Origin of the sequence: Terriglobus sp. RCC_193, assembly GCF_041355105.1 — a bacterium.
Lineage (GTDB): Bacteria > Acidobacteriota > Terriglobia > Terriglobales > Acidobacteriaceae > Terriglobus.
This window is the reverse complement of the sequence record NZ_JBFUPK010000002.1, coordinates 162,801-188,784: the sequence shown is the minus strand read 5'-3', so window position 1 is coordinate 188,784 and position 25,984 is coordinate 162,801. Positions and strand designations below refer to the sequence as shown.

At 58.4% G+C, this 25,984-nt stretch carries 26 protein-coding genes and 3 tRNA genes; 16 read left to right on the top strand and 13 right to left on the bottom strand.

Going from position 1 to position 25,984, the window contains the following annotated elements; all coding sequences use genetic code 11:
* Positions 1–12: 12 nt before the first annotated feature.
* The gene (locus AB6729_RS09485) at positions 13–684 is read right to left on the bottom strand and encodes a DUF882 domain-containing protein (protein WP_371081368.1); all 672 of its coding nucleotides are present in this window, start codon (positions 682–684) and stop codon (positions 13–15) included.
* A gap of 217 nt (positions 685–901) precedes the next feature.
* Between AB6729_RS09485 and AB6729_RS09480 the strand changes: the two genes are divergently transcribed.
* The 4 genes from AB6729_RS09480 (at position 902) to AB6729_RS09465 (ending at position 3,766) form a co-directional block, all read left to right on the top strand.
* Complete coding sequence (locus tag AB6729_RS09480; protein ID WP_371081367.1) at positions 902–1,942, top strand: Gfo/Idh/MocA family protein; 1,041 nt, start codon at positions 902–904, stop codon at positions 1,940–1,942.
* Positions 1,943–2,178: 236 nt separating this feature from the next.
* Complete coding sequence (locus tag AB6729_RS09475; RefSeq protein ID WP_047490646.1) at positions 2,179–2,379, top strand: cold-shock protein; 201 nt, start codon at positions 2,179–2,181, stop codon at positions 2,377–2,379.
* A 225-nt stretch (positions 2,380–2,604) separates the two neighbouring features.
* Positions 2,605–3,093, top strand: a complete 489-nt coding sequence (locus AB6729_RS09470; protein WP_371081366.1) for a hypothetical protein — start codon at positions 2,605–2,607, stop codon at positions 3,091–3,093.
* A 118-nt stretch (positions 3,094–3,211) separates the two neighbouring features.
* On the top strand, positions 3,212–3,766 hold the full coding sequence (locus AB6729_RS09465) for a glutathione peroxidase (protein ID WP_371081365.1): 555 nt from the start codon (positions 3,212–3,214) through the stop codon (positions 3,764–3,766).
* Positions 3,767–3,769: 3 nt separating this feature from the next.
* On the opposite strand, the gene AB6729_RS09460 is transcribed toward AB6729_RS09465, so the two are convergent.
* The 3 genes from AB6729_RS09460 to AB6729_RS09450 all read right to left on the bottom strand — a co-directional run bounded on the left by AB6729_RS09460 (position 3,770) and on the right by AB6729_RS09450 (position 4,939).
* On the bottom strand, positions 3,770–4,105 hold the full coding sequence (locus AB6729_RS09460; RefSeq protein ID WP_371081364.1) for a hypothetical protein: 336 nt from the start codon (positions 4,103–4,105) through the stop codon (positions 3,770–3,772).
* Positions 4,102–4,668 (bottom strand): hypothetical protein, encoded by a 567-nt coding sequence (locus AB6729_RS09455; protein ID WP_371081363.1) that lies wholly within the window; start codon positions 4,666–4,668, stop codon positions 4,102–4,104. Before AB6729_RS09455 ends, AB6729_RS09460 begins: the two co-directional genes overlap by 4 nt.
* A gap of 194 nt (positions 4,669–4,862) precedes the next feature.
* A tRNA-Pro gene (locus AB6729_RS09450) sits at positions 4,863–4,939 on the bottom strand.
* A gap of 335 nt (positions 4,940–5,274) precedes the next feature.
* On the opposite strand from AB6729_RS09450, the gene AB6729_RS09445 reads away from it, so the two are divergent.
* Genes AB6729_RS09445 through AB6729_RS09435 form a run of 3 tightly spaced genes read left to right on the top strand, consistent with a single transcriptional unit; the run spans position 5,275 to position 6,947 of the window.
* Positions 5,275–5,868, top strand: a complete 594-nt coding sequence (locus tag AB6729_RS09445; protein ID WP_371081362.1) for an RNA polymerase sigma factor — start codon at positions 5,275–5,277, stop codon at positions 5,866–5,868.
* Complete coding sequence (locus tag AB6729_RS09440; protein ID WP_371081361.1) at positions 5,865–6,368, top strand: hypothetical protein; 504 nt, start codon at positions 5,865–5,867, stop codon at positions 6,366–6,368. Before AB6729_RS09445 ends, AB6729_RS09440 begins: the two co-directional genes overlap by 4 nt.
* 24 nt (positions 6,369–6,392) lie before the next feature.
* Positions 6,393–6,947 (top strand): hypothetical protein, encoded by a 555-nt coding sequence (locus AB6729_RS09435; protein ID WP_371081360.1) that lies wholly within the window; start codon positions 6,393–6,395, stop codon positions 6,945–6,947.
* A gap of 295 nt (positions 6,948–7,242) precedes the next feature.
* Here the strand turns inward: AB6729_RS09435 and AB6729_RS09430 are convergent, their stop codons facing one another.
* Positions 7,243–8,952 carry a murein L,D-transpeptidase gene (locus AB6729_RS09430; protein ID WP_371081359.1) on the bottom strand — a complete coding sequence of 570 codons (1,710 nt, stop codon included), beginning with the start codon at positions 8,950–8,952 and terminating at the stop codon, positions 7,243–7,245.
* A 74-nt stretch (positions 8,953–9,026) separates the two neighbouring features.
* Here AB6729_RS09430 and AB6729_RS09425 point away from each other — a divergent pair, with 74 nt between their 5' ends.
* Positions 9,027–9,287, top strand: a complete 261-nt coding sequence (locus AB6729_RS09425; protein WP_371081358.1) for a hypothetical protein — start codon at positions 9,027–9,029, stop codon at positions 9,285–9,287.
* On the opposite strand, the gene AB6729_RS09420 is transcribed toward AB6729_RS09425, so the two are convergent.
* Both AB6729_RS09420 and AB6729_RS09415 read right to left on the bottom strand, forming a co-directional pair.
* Positions 9,284–10,006 carry a DUF72 domain-containing protein gene (locus AB6729_RS09420; protein ID WP_371081357.1) on the bottom strand — a complete coding sequence of 241 codons (723 nt, stop codon included), beginning with the start codon at positions 10,004–10,006 and terminating at the stop codon, positions 9,284–9,286. The genes AB6729_RS09425 and AB6729_RS09420 overlap by 4 nt on opposite strands.
* A 64-nt stretch (positions 10,007–10,070) precedes the next feature.
* Positions 10,071–10,146: transfer RNA gene (locus tag AB6729_RS09415), tRNA-His, on the bottom strand.
* 56 nt (positions 10,147–10,202) lie between these two features.
* Between AB6729_RS09415 and AB6729_RS09410 the strand changes: the two genes are divergently transcribed.
* The 4 genes from AB6729_RS09410 to AB6729_RS09395 all read left to right on the top strand — a co-directional run bounded on the left by AB6729_RS09410 (position 10,203) and on the right by AB6729_RS09395 (position 13,638).
* On the top strand, positions 10,203–11,426 hold the full coding sequence (locus AB6729_RS09410) for an acyltransferase family protein (protein WP_371081356.1): 1,224 nt from the start codon (positions 10,203–10,205) through the stop codon (positions 11,424–11,426).
* 40 nt (positions 11,427–11,466) lie between these two features.
* Complete coding sequence (locus AB6729_RS09405) at positions 11,467–12,048, top strand: DUF4112 domain-containing protein (protein WP_371081355.1); 582 nt, start codon at positions 11,467–11,469, stop codon at positions 12,046–12,048.
* A gap of 36 nt (positions 12,049–12,084) precedes the next feature.
* Positions 12,085–12,161: transfer RNA gene (locus tag AB6729_RS09400), tRNA-Pro, on the top strand.
* A 382-nt stretch (positions 12,162–12,543) separates the two neighbouring features.
* Positions 12,544–13,638, top strand: a complete 1,095-nt coding sequence (locus tag AB6729_RS09395; RefSeq protein WP_371081354.1) for a carbohydrate porin — start codon at positions 12,544–12,546, stop codon at positions 13,636–13,638.
* On the opposite strand, the gene AB6729_RS09390 is transcribed toward AB6729_RS09395, so the two are convergent.
* Entirely contained in the window at positions 13,635–14,927 is a 1,293-nt protein-coding gene (locus AB6729_RS09390; RefSeq protein WP_371081353.1) for an MFS transporter, read from the bottom strand. The two genes, AB6729_RS09395 and AB6729_RS09390, sit on opposite strands and share 4 nt — an antisense overlap.
* Positions 14,928–15,127: 200 nt before the next feature.
* Here AB6729_RS09390 and AB6729_RS09385 point away from each other — a divergent pair, with 200 nt between their 5' ends.
* Entirely contained in the window at positions 15,128–16,303 is a 1,176-nt protein-coding gene (locus tag AB6729_RS09385) for an alpha/beta hydrolase (protein WP_371081352.1), read from the top strand.
* A 16-nt stretch (positions 16,304–16,319) separates the two neighbouring features.
* Here the strand turns inward: AB6729_RS09385 and AB6729_RS09380 are convergent, their stop codons facing one another.
* Together AB6729_RS09380 and AB6729_RS09375 are read right to left on the bottom strand one after the other, a co-directional pair.
* Positions 16,320–16,679 (bottom strand): carboxypeptidase-like regulatory domain-containing protein, encoded by a 360-nt coding sequence (locus AB6729_RS09380; RefSeq protein ID WP_371081351.1) that lies wholly within the window; start codon positions 16,677–16,679, stop codon positions 16,320–16,322.
* 90 nt (positions 16,680–16,769) lie between these two features.
* Positions 16,770–16,982 carry a hypothetical protein gene (locus tag AB6729_RS09375; RefSeq protein WP_371081350.1) on the bottom strand — a complete coding sequence of 71 codons (213 nt, stop codon included), beginning with the start codon at positions 16,980–16,982 and terminating at the stop codon, positions 16,770–16,772.
* A gap of 232 nt (positions 16,983–17,214) precedes the next feature.
* On the opposite strand from AB6729_RS09375, the gene AB6729_RS09370 reads away from it, so the two are divergent.
* Entirely contained in the window at positions 17,215–18,072 is an 858-nt protein-coding gene (locus tag AB6729_RS09370; protein ID WP_371081349.1) for a rhomboid family intramembrane serine protease, read from the top strand.
* A gap of 9 nt (positions 18,073–18,081) precedes the next feature.
* On the opposite strand, the gene AB6729_RS09365 is transcribed toward AB6729_RS09370, so the two are convergent.
* Positions 18,082–19,647: a sulfatase-like hydrolase/transferase gene (locus AB6729_RS09365; protein ID WP_371081348.1), complete on the bottom strand. Its 1,566-nt coding sequence runs from the start codon at positions 19,645–19,647 to the stop codon at positions 18,082–18,084.
* Positions 19,648–19,816: 169 nt separating this feature from the next.
* On the opposite strand from AB6729_RS09365, the gene AB6729_RS09360 reads away from it, so the two are divergent.
* Entirely contained in the window at positions 19,817–20,209 is a 393-nt protein-coding gene (locus AB6729_RS09360; RefSeq protein WP_371081347.1) for a LysM peptidoglycan-binding domain-containing protein, read from the top strand.
* Between the two features lie 333 nt (positions 20,210–20,542).
* On the opposite strand, the gene AB6729_RS09355 is transcribed toward AB6729_RS09360, so the two are convergent.
* Positions 20,543–20,950: a hypothetical protein gene (locus tag AB6729_RS09355; protein WP_371081346.1), complete on the bottom strand. Its 408-nt coding sequence runs from the start codon at positions 20,948–20,950 to the stop codon at positions 20,543–20,545.
* 136 nt (positions 20,951–21,086) lie between these two features.
* Positions 21,087–22,244 carry a Fic family protein gene (locus AB6729_RS09350; protein WP_371081345.1) on the bottom strand — a complete coding sequence of 386 codons (1,158 nt, stop codon included), beginning with the start codon at positions 22,242–22,244 and terminating at the stop codon, positions 21,087–21,089.
* 131 nt (positions 22,245–22,375) lie between these two features.
* Between AB6729_RS09350 and gyrA the strand changes: the two genes are divergently transcribed.
* Complete coding sequence (gene gyrA, locus AB6729_RS09345) at positions 22,376–25,654, top strand: DNA gyrase subunit A (RefSeq protein WP_371081344.1); 3,279 nt, start codon at positions 22,376–22,378, stop codon at positions 25,652–25,654.
* Positions 25,655–25,984 lie beyond the last annotated feature (330 nt).

Below are 25,984 nucleotides of genomic sequence, written 5' to 3'. Positions count from 1 at the left end.
CATCTATATCTGCTACGCGCGACGACTGCGATGCGAACTCTTGCGCGATGCAGTCTGCAGTGATCGTCCGCCGTACTGCCACTGGCGCACCGGCCCCACATCCACGTGCACGAACTGGCTGGTGGGGTAATAACCCACGCCGCCCATGCCCAGCGAGAGTGCCGCATTGCGCAGGGCCAGCGTGCTGACGCCCGGAATGCGAATGTCAATCGCCTTGGAGAGCATGTGCTGCGAATGCTCGGCCACACCGGTCGAAGCGGAACGTGTGCGCAGGAAGTGATTGGACCACGGCGTGCGATAGCCGCAAACAATGTCGATGGTGGCGTCCGGCTTGCCCAGCTTCACCAGAAGGGCGTGTAGCAGATCAAACTCGCGCGGATCGTAGTCGGCGGCGCTCTGCGTGCGATGGTCGCGCAGGAAGTGGTTTAGCTTCGCGATGCCGCTCTGGTCATACTCGCCTTCCGTCTTGTACGCCACGTCGATGTCTTCACCTGTGTGCAGATGATGCATATGCAGGTGGAAAGTCTCTGCCAGTGTGGGCTTTGCCGCGGCCGGTTTGGTGACGGGCGTTACAGGAACCTCTTCCGCAGCACGGACAGCACGTGCGCCAGCGGCGATTCCAAGTGTGGTGAGGGTCGTAAGGGTAATAGCAAGCGTGCGGCTGGTGCGCGAAGAAAGGTTCAAGCGAAAGGGCTCCGGTCCGGGGGATTGGGTAAAGCGTCGTGCCTGAGCGGGGTTTCCATTTCGCGACCTGCAAATGGCATTCTCCGATGCCGATTTGTCCGCTCCAGATGCGCTACTCATTTATTTTACCCAATTGCGCTGGCAACGTTGCGAAACGGCCCGGCATCCAGCGCCACCTGCTGCCAGAAACGGAATGTGGCGCATTTAGGCTAGGGGCATGGGTCTGCTGGATCGTTTTCGTACTCCGAAAGCCGTTTCTGAAGGAAAATTCGGCTTCGCCGTGGTGGGGTTGGGGCATATCGCCAGGCCTTTCCTGGAAGAGCTGCGGGGCTCGCTCACCTGCCGGGTCTCGGCAGTGGTCAGTGGCGATGCCACGAAGGCGGCTGCCACCGCGAAGAAATATGGTGCGGACGCCACCTATTCTTACGCTGACTTTGACCGGATCGCGGACAATCCAGCCATAAACGCCGTCTACCTGGCATTGCCCGTGTGTCTGCATCGCGAATACACGGAACGAGCCGCAGCGGCAGGGAAGCACGTGTTGTGCGAGAAGCCGATGGCTTCCACCTCCGCAGACGCCGAAGTGATGATTGCCGCATGCCGCCAGGCCGGAGTGCGGCTCGGGCTTGCCTATCGTTGCCCGCACACGATGCCGCATAAGCGTCTGCGGGAGTTCATACAACAGGGAACCTTCGGGCCGCAATCATCGTTGCGTATTGAAAGCGGATTTGGATTCCCGCTCAAGCCCGGATGGCGCGATCAGGGCACTTTGGCTGGTGGTGGATCGCTATGGGACGTGGGGATTTATCCGCTGAACGCGGCGCGTTTTCTGCTGCACGAAGAGCCTGTTGCCGTGGAAGACGCTTCCGCCACATGCGATGCAAACGGCATGGAGCGAGAGGTGCGCTGGACCAGCGTCTTCCCCTCTGGCGCTCGCGCGATCTGTACGTCTTCGTATGAACGCGATATTCCTGATACGTTGCGGGTTATGGGTGAGTTTGGCAGTGCGTTGATGGCGCCCGCGTTCCGCTGGCAGGACCCATATCGCATCCGTGGCACGGTGCATAACCCGGCATACCATCGCCCCCTGGAAATCAAAGTACGCGAGTTGGATTTTCCTGAATTTCGTCTGGAGGCGGAAGAGCTGGCGGCTGCGGTACGCGAAGACCGGGACACAATTGCGCCCGGCGAAGATGGGCTTGCGGACCTTCGTGCCATGGAAATGATTTACCGTGCGGCTGGCGTCCCCGGATTTTGAGGGAAAAAGCGCTGATATTTTGCAACGAGAATGGTGCAAATGTCAGGGTGTGTTGTATTTAGACGGAATGTACTCAGAAAAAGTCACTATATTTTGTAGGGTTTGTGCTACGCTGTTTCCAATCGTTTGACCCTCAGTTTTGGTTCTTTGCTCGCCCTGCCCAAACGCACTTGCAAAACCGTATTGAGAGATTCAGCGAAACACCAAAAAGAAGTATCAGGACAGGGACAAGGCAAATGGAACAGGGTAATGTGAAGTGGTTCAACGACGCTAAGGGTTTTGGATTCATCTCGCGCGACAACGGCGAGGACGTATTCGTTCACCACACGGCAATTCAGGCTCAGGGTTTCCGCTCGCTGCAGGAAGGCCAGCGCGTGAGCTTCAATGTCGTGAAGGGACCGAAGGGCTGGCAGGCTGAGAACGTACAGCCCGTCTAACTCTAAGAGTTTCTGATGGAAAGAGGGCGGCCTTCGGGTCGCCCTCTTCGCGTTTACAGCAGAAAGCGTCGCTACCTTTTCACTGTGCTGACGCGTAGCGTGAAATGCGCATCTTACGGACTGTGTGCATGCAGCAGGATTGCCATCCCCCATTTTGAACCTCCCGGGTTCCTCTGCATGTTCGGAGACACAATTTCATCGGGCCCACGGCCAGGAGCACACCGGATGCGCATTGTTGTGCAGGATAAGTACTACCTTCGCGATCTACATCGCGAAATTGATCTTTACGACCGCAAGTTGATTCACCTGCAGAAGCATGAGGTTTTTGCGAATGAAACTCTGCGGGACGCCGCCGTGAAGAAGATGGCCGCAAAACGCGAAACCCTGGCAGCCACAGCGCGTTCGCTGGCCGCTTCCGGCATTGAGTATCACGAGAGCGAACTCCCTCGCTCGTTCCGCCCGGAAGGCCGACCGGAGAATGTCTCTCATCGGCATGACACCGCGGCGTCGGCCAGGGAAGTGGCTGAGGTTACCTCGGCGCTGCATGTAGCGAATGGCATCTCCCCGTTCGGAAAAAAGGTGAACTATTTGCAGCAGCAGGCGCTTTGTGAAGAGGAATCTCCTCTGGCTATTGCGCTGGGCTCGTGGCAGGACGATCTGGCTGCCTACAAGAAGCGCCGCCAGAAGTCTGCCCTGGCGGCTGCTGCTGTCTAATCGCAATCCTTGCGGCGGGTGGAATGGCCCGGAAGGGACGCATTCGCCCGCCGTTTCACTTCACTGTTTTCCCATGCCGGAGCGGCGATTTGCTGACGCCGGCATTATGCTGGATGCCATGGCTTTCGATCTGTATTCCGTTCCCCTGACACGCATGGATGGCACTGTTACCACGCTGGGCGAGTATCGCGGCAAGGTGCTGCTGATTGTGAATGTCGCCTCAAAGTGCGGTCTAACACCGCAATACGATGCGCTGGAAAAAACCTACCAGCGTTATCACGATGCGGGATTTGAGGTTCTCGGTTTTCCCGCGAACGATTTCGCCGGGCAGGAACCGGGTTCCAACGACGAAATCCAGCAGTTCTGCCGCAGCACTTTTGGCGTGGACTTCCCCATGTTCTCGAAGATTACCGTCGTGGGGCCTTCCAAGCATCCACTTTACGCAGCCATGATTGAGGCGCAGCCAAGCTCATCGGGCGAAGGCAAGCAGGGCATGGTCGATGGTCTGATCAAGTTCGGCGTGAAGCCAAACGAGGAGCCGGAACTTCTCTGGAACTTTGAAAAGTTCCTGGTGAGCCGCGAGGGAGTGCCGGTGGCACGCTTCTCGCCGGACACACTGCCCGATGCGCCTGCGATGACACAGGCCATTGAGCGCGAACTGGCAAAGCACTAATCCTTACAATGCGTCGAGAAACGGTGGGAACGTCAACAGCAGACTTGCGGCCAGCAACACAAAAGCTGTGGTCACAATCTTTCTGACGTTCACATCCTTCTTCGACCAGAGCCAATGCAGCAGCAGCCAGCTCGCAAGCCATGCCCCAATCGACACTGTGGTGACGCCGGAGAGAGCACCGGTGGGGCGATAGAAGACAAGCGCACTCTTCATGGCTGGGCTTTTGTCGCTGACGAGCGTCAGCAGGCCCAGCACGGCAGAGCCAACTCCCGCAGCCAGCGTTGCGGCGGCACCAGCACCATTCGGCAATGGTCGGATCTCGGAAGTAGAAGAGTTCATTTTGCCTCCGCCTGCGAGAACGAATAGATGCGCCCACCCACTGTGGGCGCATATTTGTTGATCATGGCACCCCATGTGCCCGCCACTGCCGCGGAAGCGAACGCGACAATGGTGAACCACAACACGGCACTGCGCAGATAGCGTTGGTCTCTCAGGTCGCGGCCGTAGTGGAAGAATGTGGCTGCCGCCATGGTCATGGCAATGGGACTCAGCCATGCCACGTGTTCTTTCCATTCCATGCCAAGCGTGTGCCAGCCGATCGTCGTGGGGCTGGACTTCAACAGAAGCTGCGGATACAGCGCAAGGTCATGCGCTCCGGCCGGTGCAACGGCGCGATACCAGGGATAGACAACATAGGTTCCGCTAAGAACAGCGACCCACGCCAGCAGCGCCATGGCCAGCAGATACCACTTCAACACGGCGTCCGTGTGGCCGTGGGCAGCGCCATTGCTGCGGCAAATGCCCCAAAGCTGATAGATGGCAGCGGAACACGCCAGAAGAAACAGCGCGCCAAAGCCCATGCCGTGAATCAGCGTCCAAAGACCGCGGGAGGTAATTTCCATCGTCCTGCCTTCTGCACAAGGCTTCGCTCGTCCCGGAAGAGGAAGGGGCAGCAGCTTCGCTTGTGTCGATACGGCAATATCTTAGTCAACGAAGATGAAGACAGGCTGAAAAGCCGAGACTCTCTTGGCAAGCGGAGCAAAAGGCAAATGGCCCTATCAGTCGGATAGGACCATCGCGAAGCCACAGAAAGTAATGGTCGGGACGACTAGATTCGAACTAGCGACCTCACCCACCCCAAGGGTGCGCTCTACCAGGCTGAGCCACGTCCCGACGGAAGTCACAGGAGGCGCTGCCAGAGAGGCGGCGCAGGGTTTATCTCCAGTGCGTCACGTTCGATTGTACACGGTGCAGTCCGGAATCAGCCATTGGTAGCGAAAGCAGTGGTTCAGGTGCAGGTGGGAAGATGCGGACATCGTTTATCTGTCACGTGACGTTCAAGCGAGGGAAGTGTGAGCCGATTTTCCGCTCCATCCCTGAAAATGTAGTGCGGACTGTACTCGCACACCCGCAACGTCTCGTCGCACGTTATGCGATCACTATGCCTGCACCGCAGCGATTTTCGGGACAGGAAAGTTTTCCGCATCTGCGCTACAGGAAATGACGCTATGGCGACTACACTGCTTCATGCTGACGTGTTGAAATTTGCAATCCGGGAACGAGTCTCCGTAGCTGTGGAGCTGGACGACATTGATACGCTGGCGCGGAACTACCGTCCGCGGCTGCTGCGCTTCGTCATGGCCAGTGTGCGGGATGAGGATCTGGCAGACACGATCGTGCAGGATGCACTGCTGAAGGCTTACCGCAATCGTGCCGGCTTCCGTGGCGATTGCAGTCTGAACACGTGGCTGACCGGCATTGCGGTGAACCTGATCCGCGACCATGCGCGTACGCAGAAGTTCAAGTTCTGGAAGAAGGCTGGCGCATCCTCGGTGGATGCCAGCGAAATGGCGAACCACCTGCGCAGCAGCGGCTCTTCCCCGGAAGGCACGTTGCTGGCACGCGAGCAGGCGCTCCAGGTGCACCAGGCAATGGAGGAACTTTCGCCAAACCAGCGCACCGTCTTCCTCCTTCGCTTCATCGAAGAGATGGACCTGGCGGAAATTGCCGAAGTAATGGATATGCCGGTAAATACGGTGAAAACACACCTGCATCGCGCGGTAAAATCCGTTCGGGCACGTGTAGGAGGGCAACGGGTATGACAGAACATAAACAGAACCCGATGGATTCCTCGGAACATCTCAGCGATGAGTTTTTTTGCGAAATGCTGGTCTCGCAGCATCGCGGTCCGGAGGAGACGGCAGAGCTCACGGAGATGAAAGACGCTCTGGCGACCTACCGGGCAGAGACGCTGTCATGGGCTGAGCGCCGCAGCGCCGCACAGCCTTCGCTGGCAGCAGCCGCGCGCCGTAAACACCTGTGGGCTGCGGCTCCGCAGTGGGCTATGGCCGCTGTTGCCATCATGTCGATTACGGTCGGTGTCCTGCACTTCGCGGGCATTCCCGGTGACGAAATGGCAATGGAACAGCGAACAATTCCTGCCGCGGCGCAGGCTAGTCCGCAGCAGCAGCTTGCAGACGATAACGCTCTGTTGGAGTCGATTGATTCCGCATTGAACACAGGCAGCGCGCTGCCCGTGGATGCGCTTGGTCTTGGGCGTGCACAGAATGCCGGAACGCGGCATCATGGAAGTGTGGAGTAAACGGAAGTTCGCTGGAAGGGATGGATGACGCTGGGACGCAATAGCCGGATACTGCTGATGGGCTGCCTGATGATGGCGGCTACGGCAGCGTACGCCCAGGGCCCTGGTGGTCCGGGCGGCGGTCCGGGCGGCGGCATGGGCATGCCCGGTGGCGGTGGCCGGATGGGCGGCATACGTGGCGGCGGTATGCCGCACGGCGATGGCTCAGGCGGTATGCGCGGCGGCTCCCGTGGCAACAGCAGCAACAGTAGCAACAGCGTTTCCGGGCGCTGGTGGGACAACAAGGGCGTGGCCAAAACGCTGGGCCTGAACGGCAACCAGCAGAAGCGTATGGACCAGGTCTTCTCGCAGAACCGCGACACGCTGCAGCAGCGCTATGACGCGTTTGTAAAGCAGCAGTCGAAGCTGGATTCTCTGAAGCGCAGCAACAGCGCTTCAGAAAGCGACCTGTTCACTGAGATTCAGCGCACGGCACAGGCGCGTGCCGAGCTGGAGCAGGCATACACGCATATGCAGTTGCAGATTCGCGGAGAACTGACGCCTGACCAGGTCAACAAGCTGGAAGAAGCACAGCACTAAATTTTGCTCCATCGCGAAGCCGCATTCCAGCCGTAACCATCCTTGTATCGAAGCGAAGCTCCTCCGACCGAAGGTCGCCATCTTGAGCGTAGCCGAAGGCCCTGCTTTCTTTCTCATCACTACAATTTCCCGGGCAAGGTGACTCTACGCTGCAATCGCAGAAGTCATTTCTTCATGGCAGCATCGTAATGGCACAGAGGCAAGCAGGTCCTTCGACTACACTCCGCTCAGGATGATGGCATGTTGGGATGCGGTTCCGCTCACGACGGATTTTCATGAGTCAGGATCACGCAGGTTACGCGTCCTTCTCCGTCACGGCCCTCATCGGCTTCTGCGGATAAGGACGTCCGGCGTTCAGTGTCTTCTCCAGGTCGTCATCATAGCCATACATGTCACGGAAGAAGTGCATCTCGCCATCGTCGCTCCATGCCGTGCCGTAAAAGACGACAACGGGAATGGGCTTGGGCAGCAGTACCGTCTTGTTGTCCTGCCCATCGTTCATAGCATCGGCAATGGAGTCTTCATCCCACTTGGAGTTGTCGCGCAGCAACCAGTTCGCCAGCTTCGGCGGATCCTGCAAACGAACGCAGCCATGCGAATAGTCGCGGCGTGTGCGTGCGAACAGCGCTTTCTCATTCGTATCGTGCAGGTAGACGTTGAACTGGTTGGGGAACATGAATTTCACCAGTCCCAGCGAGTTCGAGGTGCCCGCCTTCTGCCGCACCATCTGCGTCCCCTTGTCGATGGCGGCAATGTTTGGTGAAACGACGTTGCCCTTCAGGTCCACTGTCTCGTAGTTCTTCGCGCTCAGGTAGCCCGGCTGTTTCTGCATGTGCGGAATAATCTCTTTGCGCGCAATCGACGGCGGCACATTCCAGTAAGGACGGAAGACAAGGTACTTCATCTGTTCTGCAATCACGGGCGTGTGGTGCGTGTCGTCATCGCTCTTGCCATCCACCACGTTCATGCGGAACACCTCGTGATGCTCGCTGCCGGTGCCTTCAAAGGCACGTAACTCAAACTCCGGCAGATTCACAACGATGGCGGCATTCTGATAGTCATCATTGAGCCAGCGCCACCGCTCCATCGTGTCTGCAATCTGCGTAACCCGCGCGGTGGTCGGTGTATTCAACGCATCGATCGTGGCGCTGCCAAGTTTGCCATCTTCGTTCAGACCATGACGATGCTGGAAGTGTTTCAGTGCTTCTGTCAGGTCCGCTGAAGAAGCGCTGACATTCGCGTCACCGCTGTAATCACCCAGCAGCGCCAGCTTCTGCTGCAACGGCTGCAGCGCAGGATAGCCGGCCGTAATCGCAATGGACCTGGCAGAGGGATTCATCTCTGGCAGCAGTGCAATGTGGTCCTGCGGAACCAGATCAAGGTAGTGCTTCAGCCCAGTCTTCAACGCTTTGTACTGCAGCGACTGCGGCTCCACCGCGTCCACTGCAGCGGTCACATCCGATGCAGCAATGATCTGCGTGTTGAGAACCGTGACCACGTCGAGCTTTTTCTCGTTATAACCCTTCACCCCAAAGGTGAAGTGCGCAGGATTCGTGCGGCCCTGATGCAGATCGTTGAGATACCGCATCGTGTTGACGGTCAGCGCCACATCAAACAGCGCGGCACCCTCCGGCGATTTCAGGTTTGCCACGCGTTCGTCCCATCGGCTGGAGTCGTAATCCTCCGGGCGCAGGCCGCGCTGCATGGCATTGGAAAACTCCTGCAGCATCGCATCCGCCTGGGCGGTGGGCTTGCCACCCTTTACCCACAACAGGTCGAAGTCGTGCGCGTCATACAGATTGTTCACCTGCGCCTGGATGTCGGTGAAGTCGGGATACTTCATCCCGTCCATGTGCCCCGGCGTAATGGCGGCAAGAATCTGCGGCGTGTAATCCGGCTCACTGCTGGTGGCGTGATGAATGATCTGTTGCGTGCGTTTGCAGCCGGAAAGAGGAAGAAGAGCAAATGCAACTACAAGAGCAAGTCGACGAGCATAAGTCTGCATAAAGTCCTGCACGCTAGGATGCGTAAAGTGGCGCGTGTGGCATTAGCGTACCGGATGCGTTACGGTAGAGCCGGATGGAGCAACATTTCTTTCACCTGCAACTGCGCATGTTGGGCATGGGACTGTGGCTGTACGCGGAACTCGTCGGAGACTCGCCCGGCCCGGACCACGCGCTGCGTCACCTGCGCCCCGTACGTTTCCGCAACGAATCGGAAGCGCTTCGCGCTCTCACTGCGGCGGAGGTGGGCACATGGTCCAGCTTTCCGCACGACGGTATCCACGCCACGCTGAACCGCACCAAACTTCGCACCCTCGGATTTCGCGGTAATTTCTAAAGCTCTGCCGCCTGCAGCCGCATCGCCTCTGCTGCCAGCGGCCCCGCGGGATCGTCTTCGTGCTTGTAATACACAAACACATCGCGATCCGCGGCCAGCGCGTGAAACTTCGCGGCCTGATCGGCAATGGTCACGTCGTCGTACCCACCTGCCATGCGCAGACGGTAGCAGGCAAAGTCTTTGGCGGTCTGGACCTCAGGCGTCTTCAGGTCTTCGCTTTCCGCGATGCACACAGCAGCGTTAAACCGGCGCAGAACGCTCCATGTCGCCTCGTCGAACCATGACACATTACGGAACTCAAAACACACACGTCCCGCATGTGCCATCTGGGGCAGGGAGAGGAAGTCCTCCAGCTTTGCAACATCAACCTTGAAGTTCGGCGGCAGTTGAAACAGCAACGCCCCCATCCTGCCAGCATTCCGAACCGGCGTCAGTGCGGTAAGAAAGCGGTCGACCGCGTCGCCGCATTCCTTCAGTCGTTTGCGATGCGTGATGATCTCCGGCGCTTTGAACGAGAACCGGAACTCCGGCCCCGCAGCCTCCATCCATCCGGCAAGCTGTGTTTCTGTGGGCAGCGCGCGAAAGGTGTAATTCACTTCCACGGAGTTCAGCCGCGTGGCGTAATGCTCCAGAAACCGCTTCTGTGGCAACTTGTCCGGGTAGAATCCCGGCTTCCACGTTGCATACGCCCAACCGGAGGTGCCTGCGAAGAGAGCCATGCCCAACAGCCTCTCACACTGCAAAGAAGAACGGACACCGGTTAGGTGTCCGTTGCTTAATTCTTGGGGCGGCTAGAGGGATTTGAACCCTCGACATCGGGTGCCACAGACCCGCGTTCTAACCCCTGAACTATAGCCGCCATTACAGGTACGATTGTACCATCCAAAAGCCGTTCTCAGGCCTTATGCTTCCTCCATGCCCGCGAATGCCACTTCTGCTGATCCGGATTTTGCCCGCACGCCCGACTCCGATATTGTCAGCACCGCAACAGTAGCAGCACCACGCACAGAACGCCTGCTCAGCGTTGATCTTCTGCGCGGACTCACGATCGCATTCATGATCCTGGTCAACAACCAGCCTGGAGACAATGGCTTCTTCGAACTGCGTCATGCGCAATGGAACGGTTTCACGCTGACTGACCTCGTCTTCCCCACGTTCTTATTTCTTGTGGGACTGTCGGTGGTCTTATCCATGGCGGCGCGTCTCGCCAAAGGCGCTTCGCGGCGCACATTGTTTCTGCACACGCTGCGTCGTTCCGTCATCCTGGTCTTCTTCGGGCTCATCGTAAATACCTTTCCTTTTCAACATCTGGACAGCATCCGTTTCTACGGTGTGCTGCAGCGGACAGCCATCTGCTACCTGATCGTGGGAACGCTGTGCCTGCTGCGCTCCGGCTGGAAGGACAAGGCTGTCATCGCCGTCGCCTGCCTCGTCAGCTACTGGCTCCTGATGCGTTATGTAACCGTCCCCGGATGCGGCCTGCCAACACATGAAATTCCCATCAACGACCCCAACTGCAACCTGACCGCTTACATAGACCGCGCCATCTTTGCACCGCAGCATCTCTACCAGCGCGTGCGCGACCCTGAGGGCCTGCTCTCCACGCTGCCCTCCATCAGCACCGCTCTGTATGGCGTGCTGGCAGGCATGTGGCTGCGCACCAAGCGCTCCAACGCCAGCAAGGCTGCTGGCATCGCCGTGGCCGGTGTTGCGCTGACCGCCTCGGGCCTGCTGTGGAACATCGTCTTCCCCATCAACAAGAAGCTGTGGACCAGTTCGTTCTCGCTCCTCGCTGGCGGTCTGAGCCTGCTTCTGCTGGCCGTCTCGGTTTACGTCATCGACGCGAAGCGCTGGGGCCGCAAGGGGCTTTCAGCCAACGAAGCTCCGGCCATCTACAAACCACTCATGGTCTTCGGCACCAACTCCATCCTGGCGTACATGGTGTCAGAGCTGCTGCCGCCCATCTTTTCGCAGATCAAAACCGCAGACGGAAACATCCTGCGTACCCTGCATTACAGGCTGGATTGGCTCATACCGGGGCACGGCTGGCCGGAGCTTTGCTATGGGCTGATTGCCGTGCTGGTCACATGGCTCATCGTGCTGCCGCTCTACCGCAAACGCATTTTCCTGCGGGTATGACTTTCCCTGTGGCGGGAAAGCGAGTTGAATAGACAAAGCAATGCCGCCACGTCCCACTTCCGAACCCGAAATCCTGCGCCCACGCTTCGGCGGTGGCGGCGACTTCTTCAGCGACCGCAACCTCGACGCACTCGCGCATCTGCTGGATGACTTTCTGCGCATCCCCGGTACGCAGATTCGCTTCGGCCTCGACGGCATCATTGGCCTGATCCCTGGCATCGGCGACATCCTGGGGGCCATGGCCTCCTGGATCATCATCCTGGCCGCGTGGCTGCGCGGTGTGCCTCGCATTACGCTGGCACGCATGTTTACCAACGTGGCCATTGAAACCATCGTGGGCACGGTCCCCATCCTGGGCGATGCCTTTGACATCGCATGGAAGGCGAACCGCAAGAACTTCGCCCTGCTGGAGCGTTCCGTCGGGACCATCCCTGTCTACAAAGATGGCGCACCATCCACCCCGGTCCGCGCGGCCACACCGCAGCAGCGCCGCCGCCATCAGCTCTCCGACTGGCTTTTTCTCGGCACGCTCTTCCTGGGCATGATGCTGCTGCTGGCGCTTCCGATCCTGCTGTTGGCATACATTGCAGGACGTTTCTTCGCAATGGGCGCACACCATTGATGCGGAAGCCCTCAATAAAGGTAAAATAGACACAGTCGGGGCGTAGCGCAGCCTGGTAGCGCATCTGCTTTGGGAGCAGAGGGTCGGGAGTTCGAATCTCTCCGCCCCGACCATCACCTCCTTAGTGCTTTCTCCTCAAAAAAATCAAAACGCCATCGCCCGTTCAGCCACTCCCGCTGGCCCTTCCGGCTGTATGAATTGCCAGCGCTGATGACATGATTTTTCTCGTACTATCGTGTTCCGGAAACGAAGGGCACAAACAGGTCGAGAGAATCAGGAGGGCGAAAGATGCTTCGGAATGCAGCGTGCCTACACCTGAGAACCTATTCGTTTCTGCTATTGTTCGCACCACACCTGTCAGTGGCACAGAGCAGCCCCACGAGCGCTACGCAAACGAACCCATCGGCGCAGGTGTCTACCGAGTCAACGAATCGAACCAACCAGCTCCGGCAGCGGCTCGACATCGACTCAGAAGCGTTGTCGAAGATACCCGCCATGCCGCTCATTCAGCCGGACCCGCTTCGCGGCATCATGGACCCCATCAATCGAGTGACCGATGATCTGGCGAAGTCTCAGCGGCTGAAGTTAGGCGCAACCTACACCCTGTTGAATCAATATGCCGCAGTCACTCCAGACCAGGTCCGGCACAATCAGGGCAGCGGTCGCCTTGATTTCACCGGTGCCTGGCGTGCATACGCCAACGAAGGTTCAGCCGGTTCCATCAGCCTGCTAGTGCGTTCCGGCACCAACATCGGCATCAGCCAGCAGTTCAATCTAAGTAACAGTCTCGGTTCGGCACTTACGCTCAACTGTTTGCAGGGTGGTGGCGCACAGCAGCCCATTACTTTGAACATCCTTTACTGGCGACAGGACATGCTCGGCAGAAGACTCTCCTTGTACGTCGGCAAGATTCATCCCAATCAGCACATCGCGCTCAGCATGTTTAATGACGATGAAACCGCGCAATTCCTGAATGGCGCAAACGACGGAAATGCTGCGATTGCGTACAACGGAACCTACGCCGGTGGAGCCGCACTCGAATACCAGGCAACGCGTCATCTCTATATCCACGCGGTCGCAGTCGACACAGAAGGCGGAGCGGACAAAAGCCTCGCAACGATGGTCGACAAAAAATACATGGAGGCGGTCGAAATCGGCTGGTTCTCCGGCACGCTCGGCAAGCGATACCAGGGCTTCCACATCGGCATGTGGCGCGACGATACCAAGAGTCAGGGCAGCGGCTACGGCGGCGGCTTTTCTACCGAACATGAATTCAACAGCGGCTGGGCGCCATTTGTGCGTTACGCCCTGGCCACCGACACGGGCACCACTCTACGAGAGGTCCTGGCCGTAGGTCTAACCCAGGTGCATCCTTTCGGTCGTCAGGGCGATATGTTCGGTGCTGCCTTCAATTACAGCGAACCAAGTGCAGGCAAACATCATGAGAGCGTCTTCGAATCGTTCTATCGTCTTCGTCTGACGCAAAGCGTCGATCTCGGTCCTGATGTGCAGGTATCCATACATCCAACCAATGCCACCAGGGAATACACCACCACACTTCTCAGTGCGCGCGTGCGCATTATTTTCTAAGTGGCCTTTGCGCCAGCCACGGCTTCTGCAAGTTCATCTTCGCCGATAGGTGGTTTCGGAAATCCTCCGCCAAACTTCCACACAAGCAATAAAACCAACGAGCCCAGCACGAGGCTCAATAACGCATCGGTGATCAAAGCGCCGCGTACTCCAAAGCGGCCCGCTCCCTTGCCATCGGTGAAGACAGAGCCCGCAATGGCCAGATTGCAGGCAGCAATCGAAACCGCATACTGCGTAGCGCTCAGTGGATTATTCTTACCCACAATCTGGAAGACCAGCGCGCTGGTCGCGGTGTAGTTGATGCCTGCCATCAGGTTGTAAAAGAAGAGTCCGGCTGCAAACACCCACGGCGTCTTCGGGCCAAACGCCATCGCCAGCGACCCAAGCGCAGCCAGCATCGCCGGTGCAATGAAGAGAAAACGGCGATCAAAGCGATTGCTCAGTGGTCCGCCAATCGCCGCGCCAATCGCGCATGCAATCGTGAACAGCAGTCCCACGGAGAGATTGGTCAACTCCGGGCTGGCATGAAAGTCCGCACCCATGCCGCCGAAAAGATTCTGGAGCGCGAACGTTGCAGAGGGGATGACGAACACCAGCAGCGCAAACAGATAACTCGGTTGCCGCGCCGTCTCCCACAGATCACTGAAGAGTTTGCGCATCGCTTCGCCCACGCGGCGTGGAGCGCGGTCCTCTTTCGGAATGAAGAAGAGTGGTGTGGCGCACAGAAGAATGGGGATAGGGACAGTGAACATGGCAATGCCAACGGGAAGATTGCGCACCTCCCACACGCAGATGGCGCCGCCTGCACCGGTAAGCGCAAGGTAGCTGATGTTGAGCCACGCACTGGCCGCGGAATGCTGCGACGGACGCACAAGATTCGGCACCATCCCGCCAATGGTGCTGGTGTACATCTGGTTGCACAGGTAGCCGAAGAACAGCACCAGGATCAACGCGGTTGCGTGCGGGCCATGCCCCTCGTTTTCGGATGCTGCACGCAGCATGGGCACGGAAAAACAGAGGCACGCGGCTGCGGCAATGGCCAGCAATCCAGCCCACACGCGGCGCGGCAGAGCGCAGTCCACCAGCGGTGTCAGCAGAAAACTAACGTAGCTTGCGGTAAGGATCAGCGTGATCATCTCCGCCGTGCGCTCCAGCGAAACGCCGTGTTCCGGCATCAGTTGCGAGAGGCTCACAGCCGCGAAGCCGTTGTATGTTCCGCCGTAGAGAATGCCGGTGACCCACGCGGGCATGTAGCGGCGTTGCGATGCGGTGGGAGCGGCGGAAGGCATTCCCGCTATCGTAGCTGCTGTGGACATAGCGACGCGCGGAAATTCTTTGCCGCCATCAGACCTCACAGAAGACGATAGCCATGCGGCGATTTTCAGCCATTCGCATCGAGCCATCCTCACTTTGCATCGTAGGAGGGAGGGTGGGGAACGGTGTCATCACGCGGCGCGTATTAGGGCTTGATATGCTGAGAGACATACCCATGAACTCCGGTGCCTCACGTCGGCTTTTGTGCTGCGCTGCTGCCGCATTCTTTGCGGTGCTGCCAGTCGCTGCGCGGGGGCAGGCATCACCCACGCCCACCGGCGAACCGGAAGTGCTGCACGGCAGCAACGGCTCCATCACAGAAGTCGGGGTGCTGGGCCGCGCGGAGTACCGCATCGATGTACCCGCATCGTGGAACCGTTCGCTGGTGGTCTTTTACCACGGCTACTCGGAATCGCCATTTCGTTACCGCCTCGACGGCAGCATCGGTGCGCAGCCGGAGCAGATGTACAAACGCGGTTTCGCCGTCATTCAGAGCGGCTACAGCGAAACAGGATGGGCTCTCCAGGCGGGATATTCCGACACGGAATCGCTGCGCCGTTACTTCGTCAAAAAGTACGGCGCCCCGCGCGAGACATTTGCCGCAGGCGGTTCAATGGGCGGCGCGCTGACCATGATCACCCTGGAGCTGAACAAGAACACCTACGCAGGCGGCCTGAACCTGTGCGGTGCCGTCGGTCCCAGCTACGTGCATCTGGATCGTCGTTTCGCGATTCGCGCCGCGTTCGACTACTACTTCCCCGGCCTCATGGGACCGCTGGATACTGTTCCTGCGAATTTTGAAGAGAGTGAGGCGCTGCGGCAAAAAGTGCTTACCGCCCTGCGCGCCAAACCCGATGCGGCGCTGGCCATGCGCGAACTCACGCAGTTGCATTCTGACGTAGAGGTGGCGCGCGCCATCGGCTATTTCACGTACGTCATCGGCGATCTGCAGAAGAAGGCGGGCGGCAATCCCTTCGACAATCGCAACTGGATTTACACCGGCACCAGCGTGAACACAGCGACTGACTATGCACTGAACGACGGTGTCCACCGCTACGCACCTGATAAGCAGGCGCGCAACTACCTGATGGCCCATTACTGGCCCAGCGGCCGCCTGACGAAACCCATGCTGGCGCTGCACACCATTTACGATCCGTTGATCCCGGCGAATAGCCTGACGCTCTACGCCAGCGAAGTGGCGCACGCCGGTTTTGCCGACAACCTGGTGCAGCAGTATGTCCATCGCGAGGGCCACTGCACCTTCACGCCGGACGAGGTCGGCCACGCCTTTGACGAATTGTTGACATGGGTTCACAGCGGCAAGGCTCCGCAGGCCGGCCTGCTGCACTAAAAACGCTCCGCCGGGATTACGGCAGCTTCAGTGTTATGTCCTGGACCTTCTTGTTATCGAAGGAGCTGAGATTCTTGCTGTCGGATTTCCGCCCGTTCAGGTCTGCCCACAGTTCATAATCCGTCGACGTGGAAAGCTGGGCAAAGCGAAACTGCCCATCTTCTGCCGTAATGTAGCTGCGCTGAGAAAGCGCGCGCGCGTCCTTCAGGTGGACGACCGCACCCTTCACCGCCGCGCCGGACTTGTCGACCACGGTGCCGGTCACATTACGCGTCGCGACCGCTGCCTGGGCATGAGCAGATGCGCCGTGAAACAGCACAGGCGCCAGCAGCAGAACTCCAGCGAAAAGCAGATGCGTGGTACGAAATCGCGTCATGGTTTACCTTATGCGGCAGTCGCAACGGGCTTGTCCGTTACGCTGCCGCCTTCTATGAAAGAAAACACGGAAAGCGGCGAGAAGTCGCGACTACTCCTCGTCCTCGTCTTCGTCATGAGAACGGCCATAATCATCGTCCTCGTCGTCATATCCTTCGGCGTCCACCGGCGCAATCTGCAGGGGTTCCGTGGAGACAATCTCCAGTTCTGTCCCACACTCGTCGCAGGTGATGGTTTCGCCTTCTTCGACCTCGTCCACATCGATGTCGAGCTGGTTATCGCACTCTGGGCAAGTCACTGCCATGATCGTTCCCTCTAACTTTGGTGTTGTGTTGCAGGTCCGGTGCGTGCCGGTGACCCATACTATCGTTTTCCCGCTCAGGTGCAGTTGTGCGTTGTTGCTACAGACGCGTACTGCGCAGCGCGGGGTTGTTTCGTGCAGCATACTTCAGCCGCTAAGACGGTCGTGCCACTTCAGCAGAGTACACGTCTCTCTTTACGCATGCTGAGAACGAACTGTGATGAAATGTAGGAAGATGTCCCCGCGCGACCCAGTCACGCTTACTCTGCCACCCTTCCGCGGCGCCGTTCGCCGTCTCGTCATCGCGTTGCTGGCGGTATACCTGCTGAGCGGCCTGTTTTCAGTGCTGTTGCCCTCAGTGTGGCGCTTTCTGGGGATTTTCTTCCTGCTCACACCGTTGTCGGTCGTCCGTCAGGGCCACATCTGGCAGTTGCTGACCTACCCGTTTTTCAACGGTGGCCCCCTCTCCTTTCTGTTCGCGCTGCTGAACCTGTGGTTCACCGGCTCCATGCTGGAAGACATTCGCGGATCGCGCTGGTTCACGGAACTGTTTTATGTTTCGGCAGTCGGCGGCGGCATCCTCACCACGCTGCTTACCGCGCTGCCGCCTTTGGTTACCGGCGGACGAGTCACTCTGCCCCACCTGGACCCTGCCACCGCGGTGGGCGGCGTAGGCGCACCGTTATTCGGTGTCCTCATCTCCTTCGCCCTCTTCTTCGGCGACACAGAATTTCTCCTCTTCTTCGTCCTCCGCGCCAAAGCGAAATACGTCGTGTGGATCGGCGGCCTGATTTACGTGGCGATGCTGCTCTTTGGGGGCAATGCGTTGTGGGCCTTGCTGGCCATCTGCTGCGGCCTCAGCGGCTACGCCTATACAAAACTGGCACACCGCAGCGGCCTGTCTGGTTCCACCAGTGAACGCTGGTACGGCCTGCGCAACGGTTATTACCGCTGGAAGCGTCGTCGCGCCGCGCGCAAGTTTGAGGTCTACATGCGCAAGCAGGACCGCGTTGTGAAGTTCGACGAAGACGGCCGCTACATCGCGCCGGAAGAAGAAAAACGTAACCCAGCCGATCGTAAGTGGATGAACTAACGCCGGTCGTCAGCGTATAGAAGCACGTGTTTGTTGCAGCTTCTCACGCAGCCTCTGCACCATCTCCGGGTGTTCACCGGCCAGATTGTGCAACTCATAAGGATCGTCTTTCAGGTTGTAGAGTTCCAGCGGCGACGTGGGATACGCAGGCTGGCCCCAGAACTGCCGGGTGGACTTCTCCGTCAAGCCACCCGTCTCCGGCCTGGTATGAACGCCAGGCCGTTGCGAACGATCCACCAGCTTCCACTGTCCCTCCACAATGGCAAGAGCAGTGGCCTCTTCCACAAGCGATTCCCGGCCAGTCATCGTGCGCCCTAACAGCGGCTGCAACATATTCTGACTATCCTGCGCAGACCCCGCAGGAACCGCCTGCTTTGTAAGCGCGGCAAAGCTTGCCAGCAGATCCACCTGACTCATCAGCGCGTCAGATGTTCCCGGCTTCACCGTACCCTGCCAGCGCACCACAAAAGGCACACGCGTTCCGCCCTCCTGTATGGAGTACTTCCCGCCACGCCACGGGCCCGCAGGCTTGTGCTGCCCCAGCTTGCGATCCGCGCCATCGTCATAGCCATCGTTCACAACAGGCCCATTGTCTGATGTGAAGATGACCAGCGTGTTCTCATCCAGATGATTGCGTTTGAGCGCAGCCAGCACCTGTCCCACACTCCAGTCCAACTGGCTGATCACGTCGCAGCGCACACCGCAGGTATTCTTGCCCGCGAACTGTTCCGCAGGAGCACGCGGCACATGAATATCGCTGGGCGTGAAGTACAGCAGGAAAGGCTTGTCATGGTTGCGGTCAATGAATTCAACGGCCTTACCAGTGAAGGTCGCGGCCATCTGTTCATCCACCCATCGCGCGGACTTGCCACCTTCCATCCAGCCAATGCGGCTGATGCCGTCCACAATGGTGCCGTCATGCCCTTCGCTCAACTTCATCTTCAGCAGTTCAGGGTCTTCTTTTCCAGTAGGTTCGTTGCCTGTCTTTGTCTTGTACGAAACATGGATGGGGTCGGCAGGATCAAGATTCACCACGCGATGATTGTGGATATAGACGGTAGGCACGCGGTCTGCCGTAGCCGCAAAGAAGAACGCATCATCAAAGCCAAGCTCGCACGGCCCAGGCTTGATCTCGCCATTCCAGTCAATCGTTCCATCGCCCAGTCCAATGTGCCATTTGCCCACCAGCCCTGTGGCATATCCGGCAGATTTCAACACAGAGGCAATCGTCGCCTGTTGCGGCTCGATGAGCAGCTTTGCATCGCCCGGCAGCACCGCGATGCCGTCCTTTCGCCACGCATAGCTGCCCGTCATCATGGCATAGCGCGAAGGTGTGCAGGTGGCGGCATCCGTATGTGCATTCGTAAATCGCAAACCCTGCCTGGAAAGCGAATCAATATGCGGTGTCGCAACATCTTTCGCGCCATAGCTGGACACATCGCCATAACCAAGATCATCCGCCAGAATCACCACAATGTTGGGTCTGCGCGTCGCTGCAGCCACCAGGCTGGGGGTTGAGATGACAACAGCAGCAGCTGCCAGTCCGCCAAGAAAGCCTCTGCGATTCATACGCATAGTTGTAAGCCACCACTCTTCTCTGATCTTGTGCCGATGAAAGGCACATGCCATGCAGCGGGATGATTCTTTCACAAACAGCCAAAGATGAATGCCATCACAACCCGCGATTTTGTTTCTTCATTCACATGATTTCGCGCATCCAAGCCATGCATAAGGAGATTTCGCAATGGCTGATCTGGCAACACTCCAGCAGAAGTATGAACCTGTCCTGAAGGCAATCGACCGCTTCACCCCGGAAGGCGCGCAACTGCAGGATGTATCGCTCGCCGGCGACAAGCTGCATGTAAAGGCAACGCTGCCTTCACAGGTGACGCTGAACTTCGTATGGGATCAGATCAAAAAGGTCGACGCGCAATACGCCGACCTGCAACACGAACTCATCAACAGCGGCGGACAGGACCAGCCCTACACCACCAAGCCCGGCGACATGCTCAGCAAAATCGCACAGCACTTCTACGGCGACGGCAATCTCTACGGCATCATCGCAAAGGCAAACAACATCGCCGACCCAAACAAGCTAGGCGCAGGCACAACCCTGAACATTCCAGTGCGCAGCTAACTCCGCACAGAAGTGATCTTCTAACCGGGCGCCCCAGGTGCGCGAAGCTCACCTGGGTTATCGCACGGCAGTGCGATCCCGCGAAGCTCCATCGAACGAGGTTCGTCATCCAGAGCGAAGCGGAAGAACCTGCGTTAAGCGGTGCGATCCCGTGAAGCTCTAACGAACGAAGTCCGTCATCCAGAGCGAAGCCGAAGCATGCCCTCGAGCGAAGCGAAGGGGACCTGCATTCGCTGGCACCATGGGAATGCATCAGGAAAACCAAACCTCTTAACCGATCAAACGGAAGGGCCGAGGCAAATGCCTCGGCCCTTCCTCACTTAGTCAAAACTTTTAGTAACCGTAGTAGCTACGATGCGAATTCTGATTCGCCGCACCGGCAATCGCACCCACACCGGCACCTGCCGCACCACCAATCAGCGCACCCTTACCGCCGCCCAGCAGACCGCCAAGCACCACACCGGCAATGCCGCCAATCGCCGCACCCGTACCCGGTCCAACACCATGATGACGGTTGTCATAGTAGTAGCGACCATCGTTACGATAACCACCACCGTAGTAGCCATTGCGATAATCCGTATCGCGATAGCCATTGTTACTGCGGCCATCATTACGATAGCCATTGCCGTAATAGCTGCTGGCATACTGCCCTGGCCGAGGACCCTGCGCCGAAGCCGCCACTGGAGCCACCATACCCGCCAGCAAAACACCCGACATCACCGCACGCCCAAACCGTTTCATGGCCAACCATCCTGCGCCTTCCCAGATCGCCGCGGCGCCCATCGCCGTCGTCGTCAAAAGCACGCATCAGTAGGAACACCACTTGGAGAAAAAGTCGCGGCTTTGGCCGGCTGCACATCGGTTCCTTAGTGGATTTTTATGGCAGGTCTGTGCCTTGGTCGAGAAGTGTAACGTACTCGGAATACCGGTAGGTTTTCTTACGTTCCCTGCCGGTGATCTCGTGAACAATTCCAAGTGATTCGAGTTGTTGCATCGAAGATACGCATGTATTGAATGCAAGCCCTGTTTTCTCGGAGATATGCTTTGCGGATGAGTAAGGCGAATGCTGCAACGCTTGCAGAACTTGCAAGGCAGAGCCTCTCTTGGGTCCCAGCGTTTGAACCTTATCTTCATCTTTCTGGAAAAGATCCAGTATCTGTCTGGCTAATGTAACGGCCCGCTCTGCCGTGATCGTTACTCCCTCGACAAAGAAGAGTACCCATTCTTCCCAGTTTCCTTTGAAACGAACCTCCTGAAGCAGCTCGTAGTAGCGAGCTTTGTTCTGCTTCAGGTAAAGGGACATATAAAGCAAAGGCTTTGTGAGAACTCCTCTTTGGACCAACAGCATCGTCATCAGCAGACGTCCAAGTCTGCCGTTGCCATCCAGAAAAGGATGGATGGTTTCAAACTGCAGATGAAGAAGAGCGCACTGAATCAGAATGGGCATCTCCTCTGCGGCACCATTCATAAACTTTTCAAAGTAGTCCAGTGCTGCGTTCATCTCAGGCACAGGAGGAGGAACGTATAACGCGTTGCCGGGATATGTTCCTCCAATCCAGTTCTGTGAACGCCGGAATTCTCCAGGAGTCCTGTCGCTGCCACGTCCTTCCCGCAGCAGGTGTTCGTGCATCTCTTTAATGAGCCGAAGACTCAAGGGGAAACCGGAACTGAGACGCTCTAACCCATGACGCATAGCAGCCACGTAATTGAGTACTTCCACAATGTCGTCATTTCGAAGTTCCGGCTCGGCTTCAAAAAGAAGAAGCTCAGAAAGCGTGGATTGGGTGCCTTCGATCTGGGATGAGAGGACCGCTTCCTTACGAATGTAGAAATAGATCAAAAGATCGGGGTGGCGGAGTATCGATGACAAACCATCGAGACGGCCCAACATCTGGTCTGCCCGTGAAATCGCACGGCTTAGCCCCGCAGACAATTCGAGGGAAGGATCGGGCGGCAAAGGTTTTGGATCAAATGCCTTAAAGGCAGAAAGTCCGCTGCCTTGTTTTATGTATTGGCCTTGCATGCCACGGTCCAATTTTCAAATCTCCATCTAGATTGAAATTAGCACGAAATCAATTGCAAGCTTTGCAATTGATGGCCGGTTAATTCAAGAACTGGGGAAATCTGAAATTACTTCTAGCCCCGCCATTTATACTGATATAGACAATGGCAGACGATCAGAACCAGCTTCCCCTCGGCTCAAACGGCGGCAACAACCCCGAAGAAAACGCGAAAGTTCCTGACACCGCACCTGCAGGGTCAGGAGGCGACGGCGGCAACACGCCCACCGGCCCCGGCGCAGCGTTCATGATCCCCATCAACATTGAAGAAGAGATGCGGCGGTCGTATCTCGACTACTCCATGTCCGTCATCATCGGGCGCGCTCTCCCCGACGTCCGCGACGGCCTGAAGCCCGTGCATCGCCGCATCTTATACGCAATGCAGGAGATGGGTCTCCAGGCCAACAAAAAGTACACCAAGTGCGCCAAGGTCGTCGGCCACGCTATGGGTAACTACCACCCCCACGGCGACTCCGCCATTTACGACGCCATGGTCCGCCTCGCCCAGCCCTTCTCCATGCGCTACCCGCTGGTCGACGGCCAGGGCAACTTCGGCTCCGTGGACGGCGATCCGCCCGCCGCCATGCGTTACACCGAAGCCCGCATGATGAAGATCGCGGGCGAAATGCTCGCCGACATCGACATGGACACCGTCGATTTCACCCCCAACTACGACGAGTCCACGCTCGAACCCACGGTCCTGCCCGCGCGTTTCCCGAACCTCATCGTGAACGGTTCCAGCGGTATCGCCGTCGGCATGGCGACCAACATCCCGCCGCACAACCTCACAGAGATCATCAACGCCACCATCAGCCTGGTGAACGCCACCGGCCTCAGCCGCGATGAAGAACTCGACCTCGTCATGCAGACGGTGCAGGGCCCGGATTTCCCCACCGGCGGCTTCATCTTCGGCAAGCGCAACATCCGCGAGTCCTACCGCACCGGCCGCGGTCGCTTCCTCATGCGCGCCAAGTGCTCCACGGAAGAGCTCAAGGGCGGTCGCGAGTCGATCATCGTCAGCGAGATCCCCTACCAGGTCAACAAGAACAACCTCATCAAGCGCATCGCGGAACTCGTCACCGACAAGATCATTGACGACATCTCCGACGTCCGCGACGAGTCCGACCGCGACGGCATGCGCATCGTCATCGAACTCAAGCGCGGCGCGCAGCCTGAGATCGTGCTCAACCAGCTTTACAAGAACACCTCCATGCAGGAGAGCTTCAGCATGATCTTCCTGGCTGTGCACAACAGCCAGCCGCGCGAGCTCCCGCTGCCGGACGCCATCCGCGCCTTCATCGATCACCGCATCGACGTCGTCCGCCGCCGCACCGCGTTCCTCCTAGGCAAGGCCCGCGAACGCGAACACACCTTGCTCGGCCTGCAGATCGCGCTTGACCACCTCGACACCGTCATTCGTGTCATCCGCAACAGCAGCAACCGTGCCGACGCCCGCGAAAACCTCTTCGCCTACTTCAGCGGCAAGCGCATCAACCTCCGCGGAACCGAACTCCAGGGCGTCACGCTTGACCCCGCCAAGTACGGCATTGACTCCGCCCTGCTGCCCGCCGCACCCGCAGGCTCCGCGCTCTCCGGCACGCTCATCCTCAGCTACCGCCAGATCGACGCCATCCTCGAACTGCAGCTCTACCGCCTCACCCAGCTCTCCATCGACGAGCTCCTCAACGAACTCGCCAAAGTCCGCGAAAACATCGCCTACTACGAGAGCATCCTGGCGTCGGAGAAGAAGCTGCGCGGCGTCATCGTCGCTGAACTCGAAGAGATTCGCGACAAGTACGGCGACGTCCGCCGCACGCAGATCGTGGACGAAACCGCCGAACTGCAGCTGGAAGACCTCATCGCCGACGAGCAGGTCGCCGTCACCGTCTCGCACTCCGGCTACCTCAAGCGCACGCCCATCTCCACCTACCGCCAGCAGCGCCGCGGCGGTACGGGACGCCTCGGCATGAAGACGCGCGAAGAAGATTTCGTCGCCTCGCTCATCGTCGACTCGACACATGCGTACCTGCTCTTCTTCACCAACACCGGCCGCGTCTTCTGGATGAAGATTTATGAGATTCCAGACGTAGGCGCCGCAGGCAAGGGCAAGCACATGGCCTCCATGCTCGCCCTCCAGCCCGGCGAAAAAATCGTCAACTACCTCGCCGTGCGCAACCTCAAGGAAGAGGGTAAATACGTCTTCTTCGCCACGCGTGACGGTATCGTCAAAAAGACACCGCTCGTTGACTTCAGCAACGTCATGGCTCGCGGCATCATCGCCATCAACATCGACAAGGAAGACGAACTCATCGGCGTCCGCCTTACCTCTGGTGACGACGTCGTGTTCCTCGCCACCCACGAGGGCATGGCCATCCGCTTTGAAGAGAAGTACGACCCCGAAAAGTCGGGCGGCCTCCGTCCCATGGGCCGCAACGCCGGCGGTAACAAGGGCATCACGCTCCGCAAGGGCGACTACGTCATCGGTGTCGCCGTCACACCGTCTGAGGACTCGCGCAACCGCAAGCGCCTCGAACTCGCCGCCAAACTCGATACCGCCAACGGCATCACGCACTCTGCCACACTTCTGCAGGAAATCAAGGACGGCACAGCTCTGAATCCGTCCGCGACCGACGCTTTGAAGGGCACAGGCTTCAGCCCGTCCGCGACCGACGCTTTGAAGGGCACAGGCTTCAGCCCGTCCGCGAACGACGTTTTAAAGGGCACGGGCTTGAGCTCATCCGCGACCGATGCTTTAAAGGGCACGGGCTTCAGCTCATCCGCGAACGATGCTTTGAAGGGGACGGGCTTCAGCCCGTCCGTTGAAGAAGCCCTGAAGAAGGGGGCTTCAGCCCCTGAGGGAGCCAAGGCGAACAAACCATCCTTGCTCGTCCAGGTCCTCCAGGCCATCGCCGATCTGCAAAAGGCAAAGTCCAGCGTCCCCCTCGAACTCGAAGGCGACCCCAACGAGAACGTGGTCGAAGCCGCTGCGCCGCAGGAACACGCAGCCCGTATCGAAGCGCTCGACAAGGAAATCGGCATCACGCCCTGCCTCATCCTCACCGTCAGTGAGAATGGCTTCGGCAAGCGGACAGACGTTGATGCTTACCGCCTCCAGTCACGCGGCGGCAAGGGCGTCATCAACATGCGCACCACGCCAAAAATCGGCAAGGTCAGCAGCATCCAGCTCGTCGACGAAACCACGGAACTCATGGTCATCAGCCAGTTCGGCAAGATCATCCGCATCGACACCAAGAGCATCCGCGCCGCAGGCCGAGCCACCATGGGCGTAAAGCTCCTCGACCTCGACGACGCAGACAAGGTAGCCGCAGCCGTAACCATCCCAGCAGAAGAAAAGAACGAAGAAGAAAAACCGCTCGTGCAGTAAATAGGCAACTCACAGAAGCTTTCTTCGTAGCAACTTCAATAAAGTGGCCGGTGCAAAAGCACCGGCCATTTCTTCCGGAAGGGCACGGCTTCAGCCGTGCCGTAACGCTTTCCTGCATTGCTGGGCTTTAGCCCCTGAGGGATCATCCTGCTTTCGAGCAGCGGCAGACTGGTTGCGGAGGGGCTGAGTCTTGAAAGATCAGGACGTACTGACGGACGAGCAGTTCCAGGTAGAAATGCTTGAACTCATCGGCCGCGAATCGGCGTCGACGGCACGGCACAACACACGCGCCTGAATCTCTCCGGCAAAGGCGACTACACCCGCGACCGC

Excerpts from the sequence above, each read along its gene's own strand:
- AB6729_RS09470 (WP_371081366.1), top strand. The coding sequence starts at position 2,605 with ATGCGCATTGTTGTGCAGGATAAGTACTACCTTCGCGATCTACATCGC.
- AB6729_RS09425 (WP_371081358.1), top strand. The coding sequence starts at position 9,027 with ATGGAGCAACATTTCTTTCACCTGCAACTGCGCATGTTGGGCATGGGA.
- AB6729_RS09430 (WP_371081359.1), bottom strand. The coding sequence starts at position 8,952 with ATGCAGACTTATGCTCGTCGACTTGCTCTTGTAGTTGCATTTGCTCTT.
- gyrA (WP_371081344.1), top strand. The coding sequence starts at position 22,376 with ATGGCAGACGATCAGAACCAGCTTCCCCTCGGCTCAAACGGCGGCAAC.
- AB6729_RS09365 (WP_371081348.1), bottom strand. The coding sequence starts at position 19,647 with ATGCGTATGAATCGCAGAGGCTTTCTTGGCGGACTGGCAGCTGCTGCT.
- AB6729_RS09375 (WP_371081350.1), bottom strand. The coding sequence starts at position 16,982 with ATGGCAGTGACTTGCCCAGAGTGCGATAACCAGCTCGACATCGATGTG.
- AB6729_RS09370 (WP_371081349.1), top strand. The coding sequence starts at position 17,215 with ATGTCCCCGCGCGACCCAGTCACGCTTACTCTGCCACCCTTCCGCGGC.
- AB6729_RS09445 (WP_371081362.1), top strand. The coding sequence starts at position 5,275 with ATGGCGACTACACTGCTTCATGCTGACGTGTTGAAATTTGCAATCCGG.
- AB6729_RS09440 (WP_371081361.1), top strand. The coding sequence starts at position 5,865 with ATGACAGAACATAAACAGAACCCGATGGATTCCTCGGAACATCTCAGC.
- AB6729_RS09390 (WP_371081353.1), bottom strand. The coding sequence starts at position 14,927 with ATGCCTTCCGCCGCTCCCACCGCATCGCAACGCCGCTACATGCCCGCG.
- AB6729_RS09410 (WP_371081356.1), top strand. The coding sequence starts at position 10,203 with ATGCCCGCGAATGCCACTTCTGCTGATCCGGATTTTGCCCGCACGCCC.
- AB6729_RS09405 (WP_371081355.1), top strand. The coding sequence starts at position 11,467 with ATGCCGCCACGTCCCACTTCCGAACCCGAAATCCTGCGCCCACGCTTC.
- AB6729_RS09465 (WP_371081365.1), top strand. The coding sequence starts at position 3,212 with ATGGCTTTCGATCTGTATTCCGTTCCCCTGACACGCATGGATGGCACT.
- AB6729_RS09480 (WP_371081367.1), top strand. The coding sequence starts at position 902 with ATGGGTCTGCTGGATCGTTTTCGTACTCCGAAAGCCGTTTCTGAAGGA.
- AB6729_RS09460 (WP_371081364.1), bottom strand. The coding sequence starts at position 4,105 with ATGAACTCTTCTACTTCCGAGATCCGACCATTGCCGAATGGTGCTGGT.
- AB6729_RS09385 (WP_371081352.1), top strand. The coding sequence starts at position 15,128 with ATGAACTCCGGTGCCTCACGTCGGCTTTTGTGCTGCGCTGCTGCCGCA.
- AB6729_RS09360 (WP_371081347.1), top strand. The coding sequence starts at position 19,817 with ATGGCTGATCTGGCAACACTCCAGCAGAAGTATGAACCTGTCCTGAAG.
- AB6729_RS09420 (WP_371081357.1), bottom strand. The coding sequence starts at position 10,006 with ATGGCTCTCTTCGCAGGCACCTCCGGTTGGGCGTATGCAACGTGGAAG.
- AB6729_RS09475 (WP_047490646.1), top strand. The coding sequence starts at position 2,179 with ATGGAACAGGGTAATGTGAAGTGGTTCAACGACGCTAAGGGTTTTGGA.
- AB6729_RS09380 (WP_371081351.1), bottom strand. The coding sequence starts at position 16,679 with ATGACGCGATTTCGTACCACGCATCTGCTTTTCGCTGGAGTTCTGCTG.
- AB6729_RS09395 (WP_371081354.1), top strand. The coding sequence starts at position 12,544 with ATGCCGCTCATTCAGCCGGACCCGCTTCGCGGCATCATGGACCCCATC.
- AB6729_RS09355 (WP_371081346.1), bottom strand. The coding sequence starts at position 20,950 with ATGAAACGGTTTGGGCGTGCGGTGATGTCGGGTGTTTTGCTGGCGGGT.
- AB6729_RS09455 (WP_371081363.1), bottom strand. The coding sequence starts at position 4,668 with ATGGAAATTACCTCCCGCGGTCTTTGGACGCTGATTCACGGCATGGGC.
- AB6729_RS09435 (WP_371081360.1), top strand. The coding sequence starts at position 6,393 with ATGACGCTGGGACGCAATAGCCGGATACTGCTGATGGGCTGCCTGATG.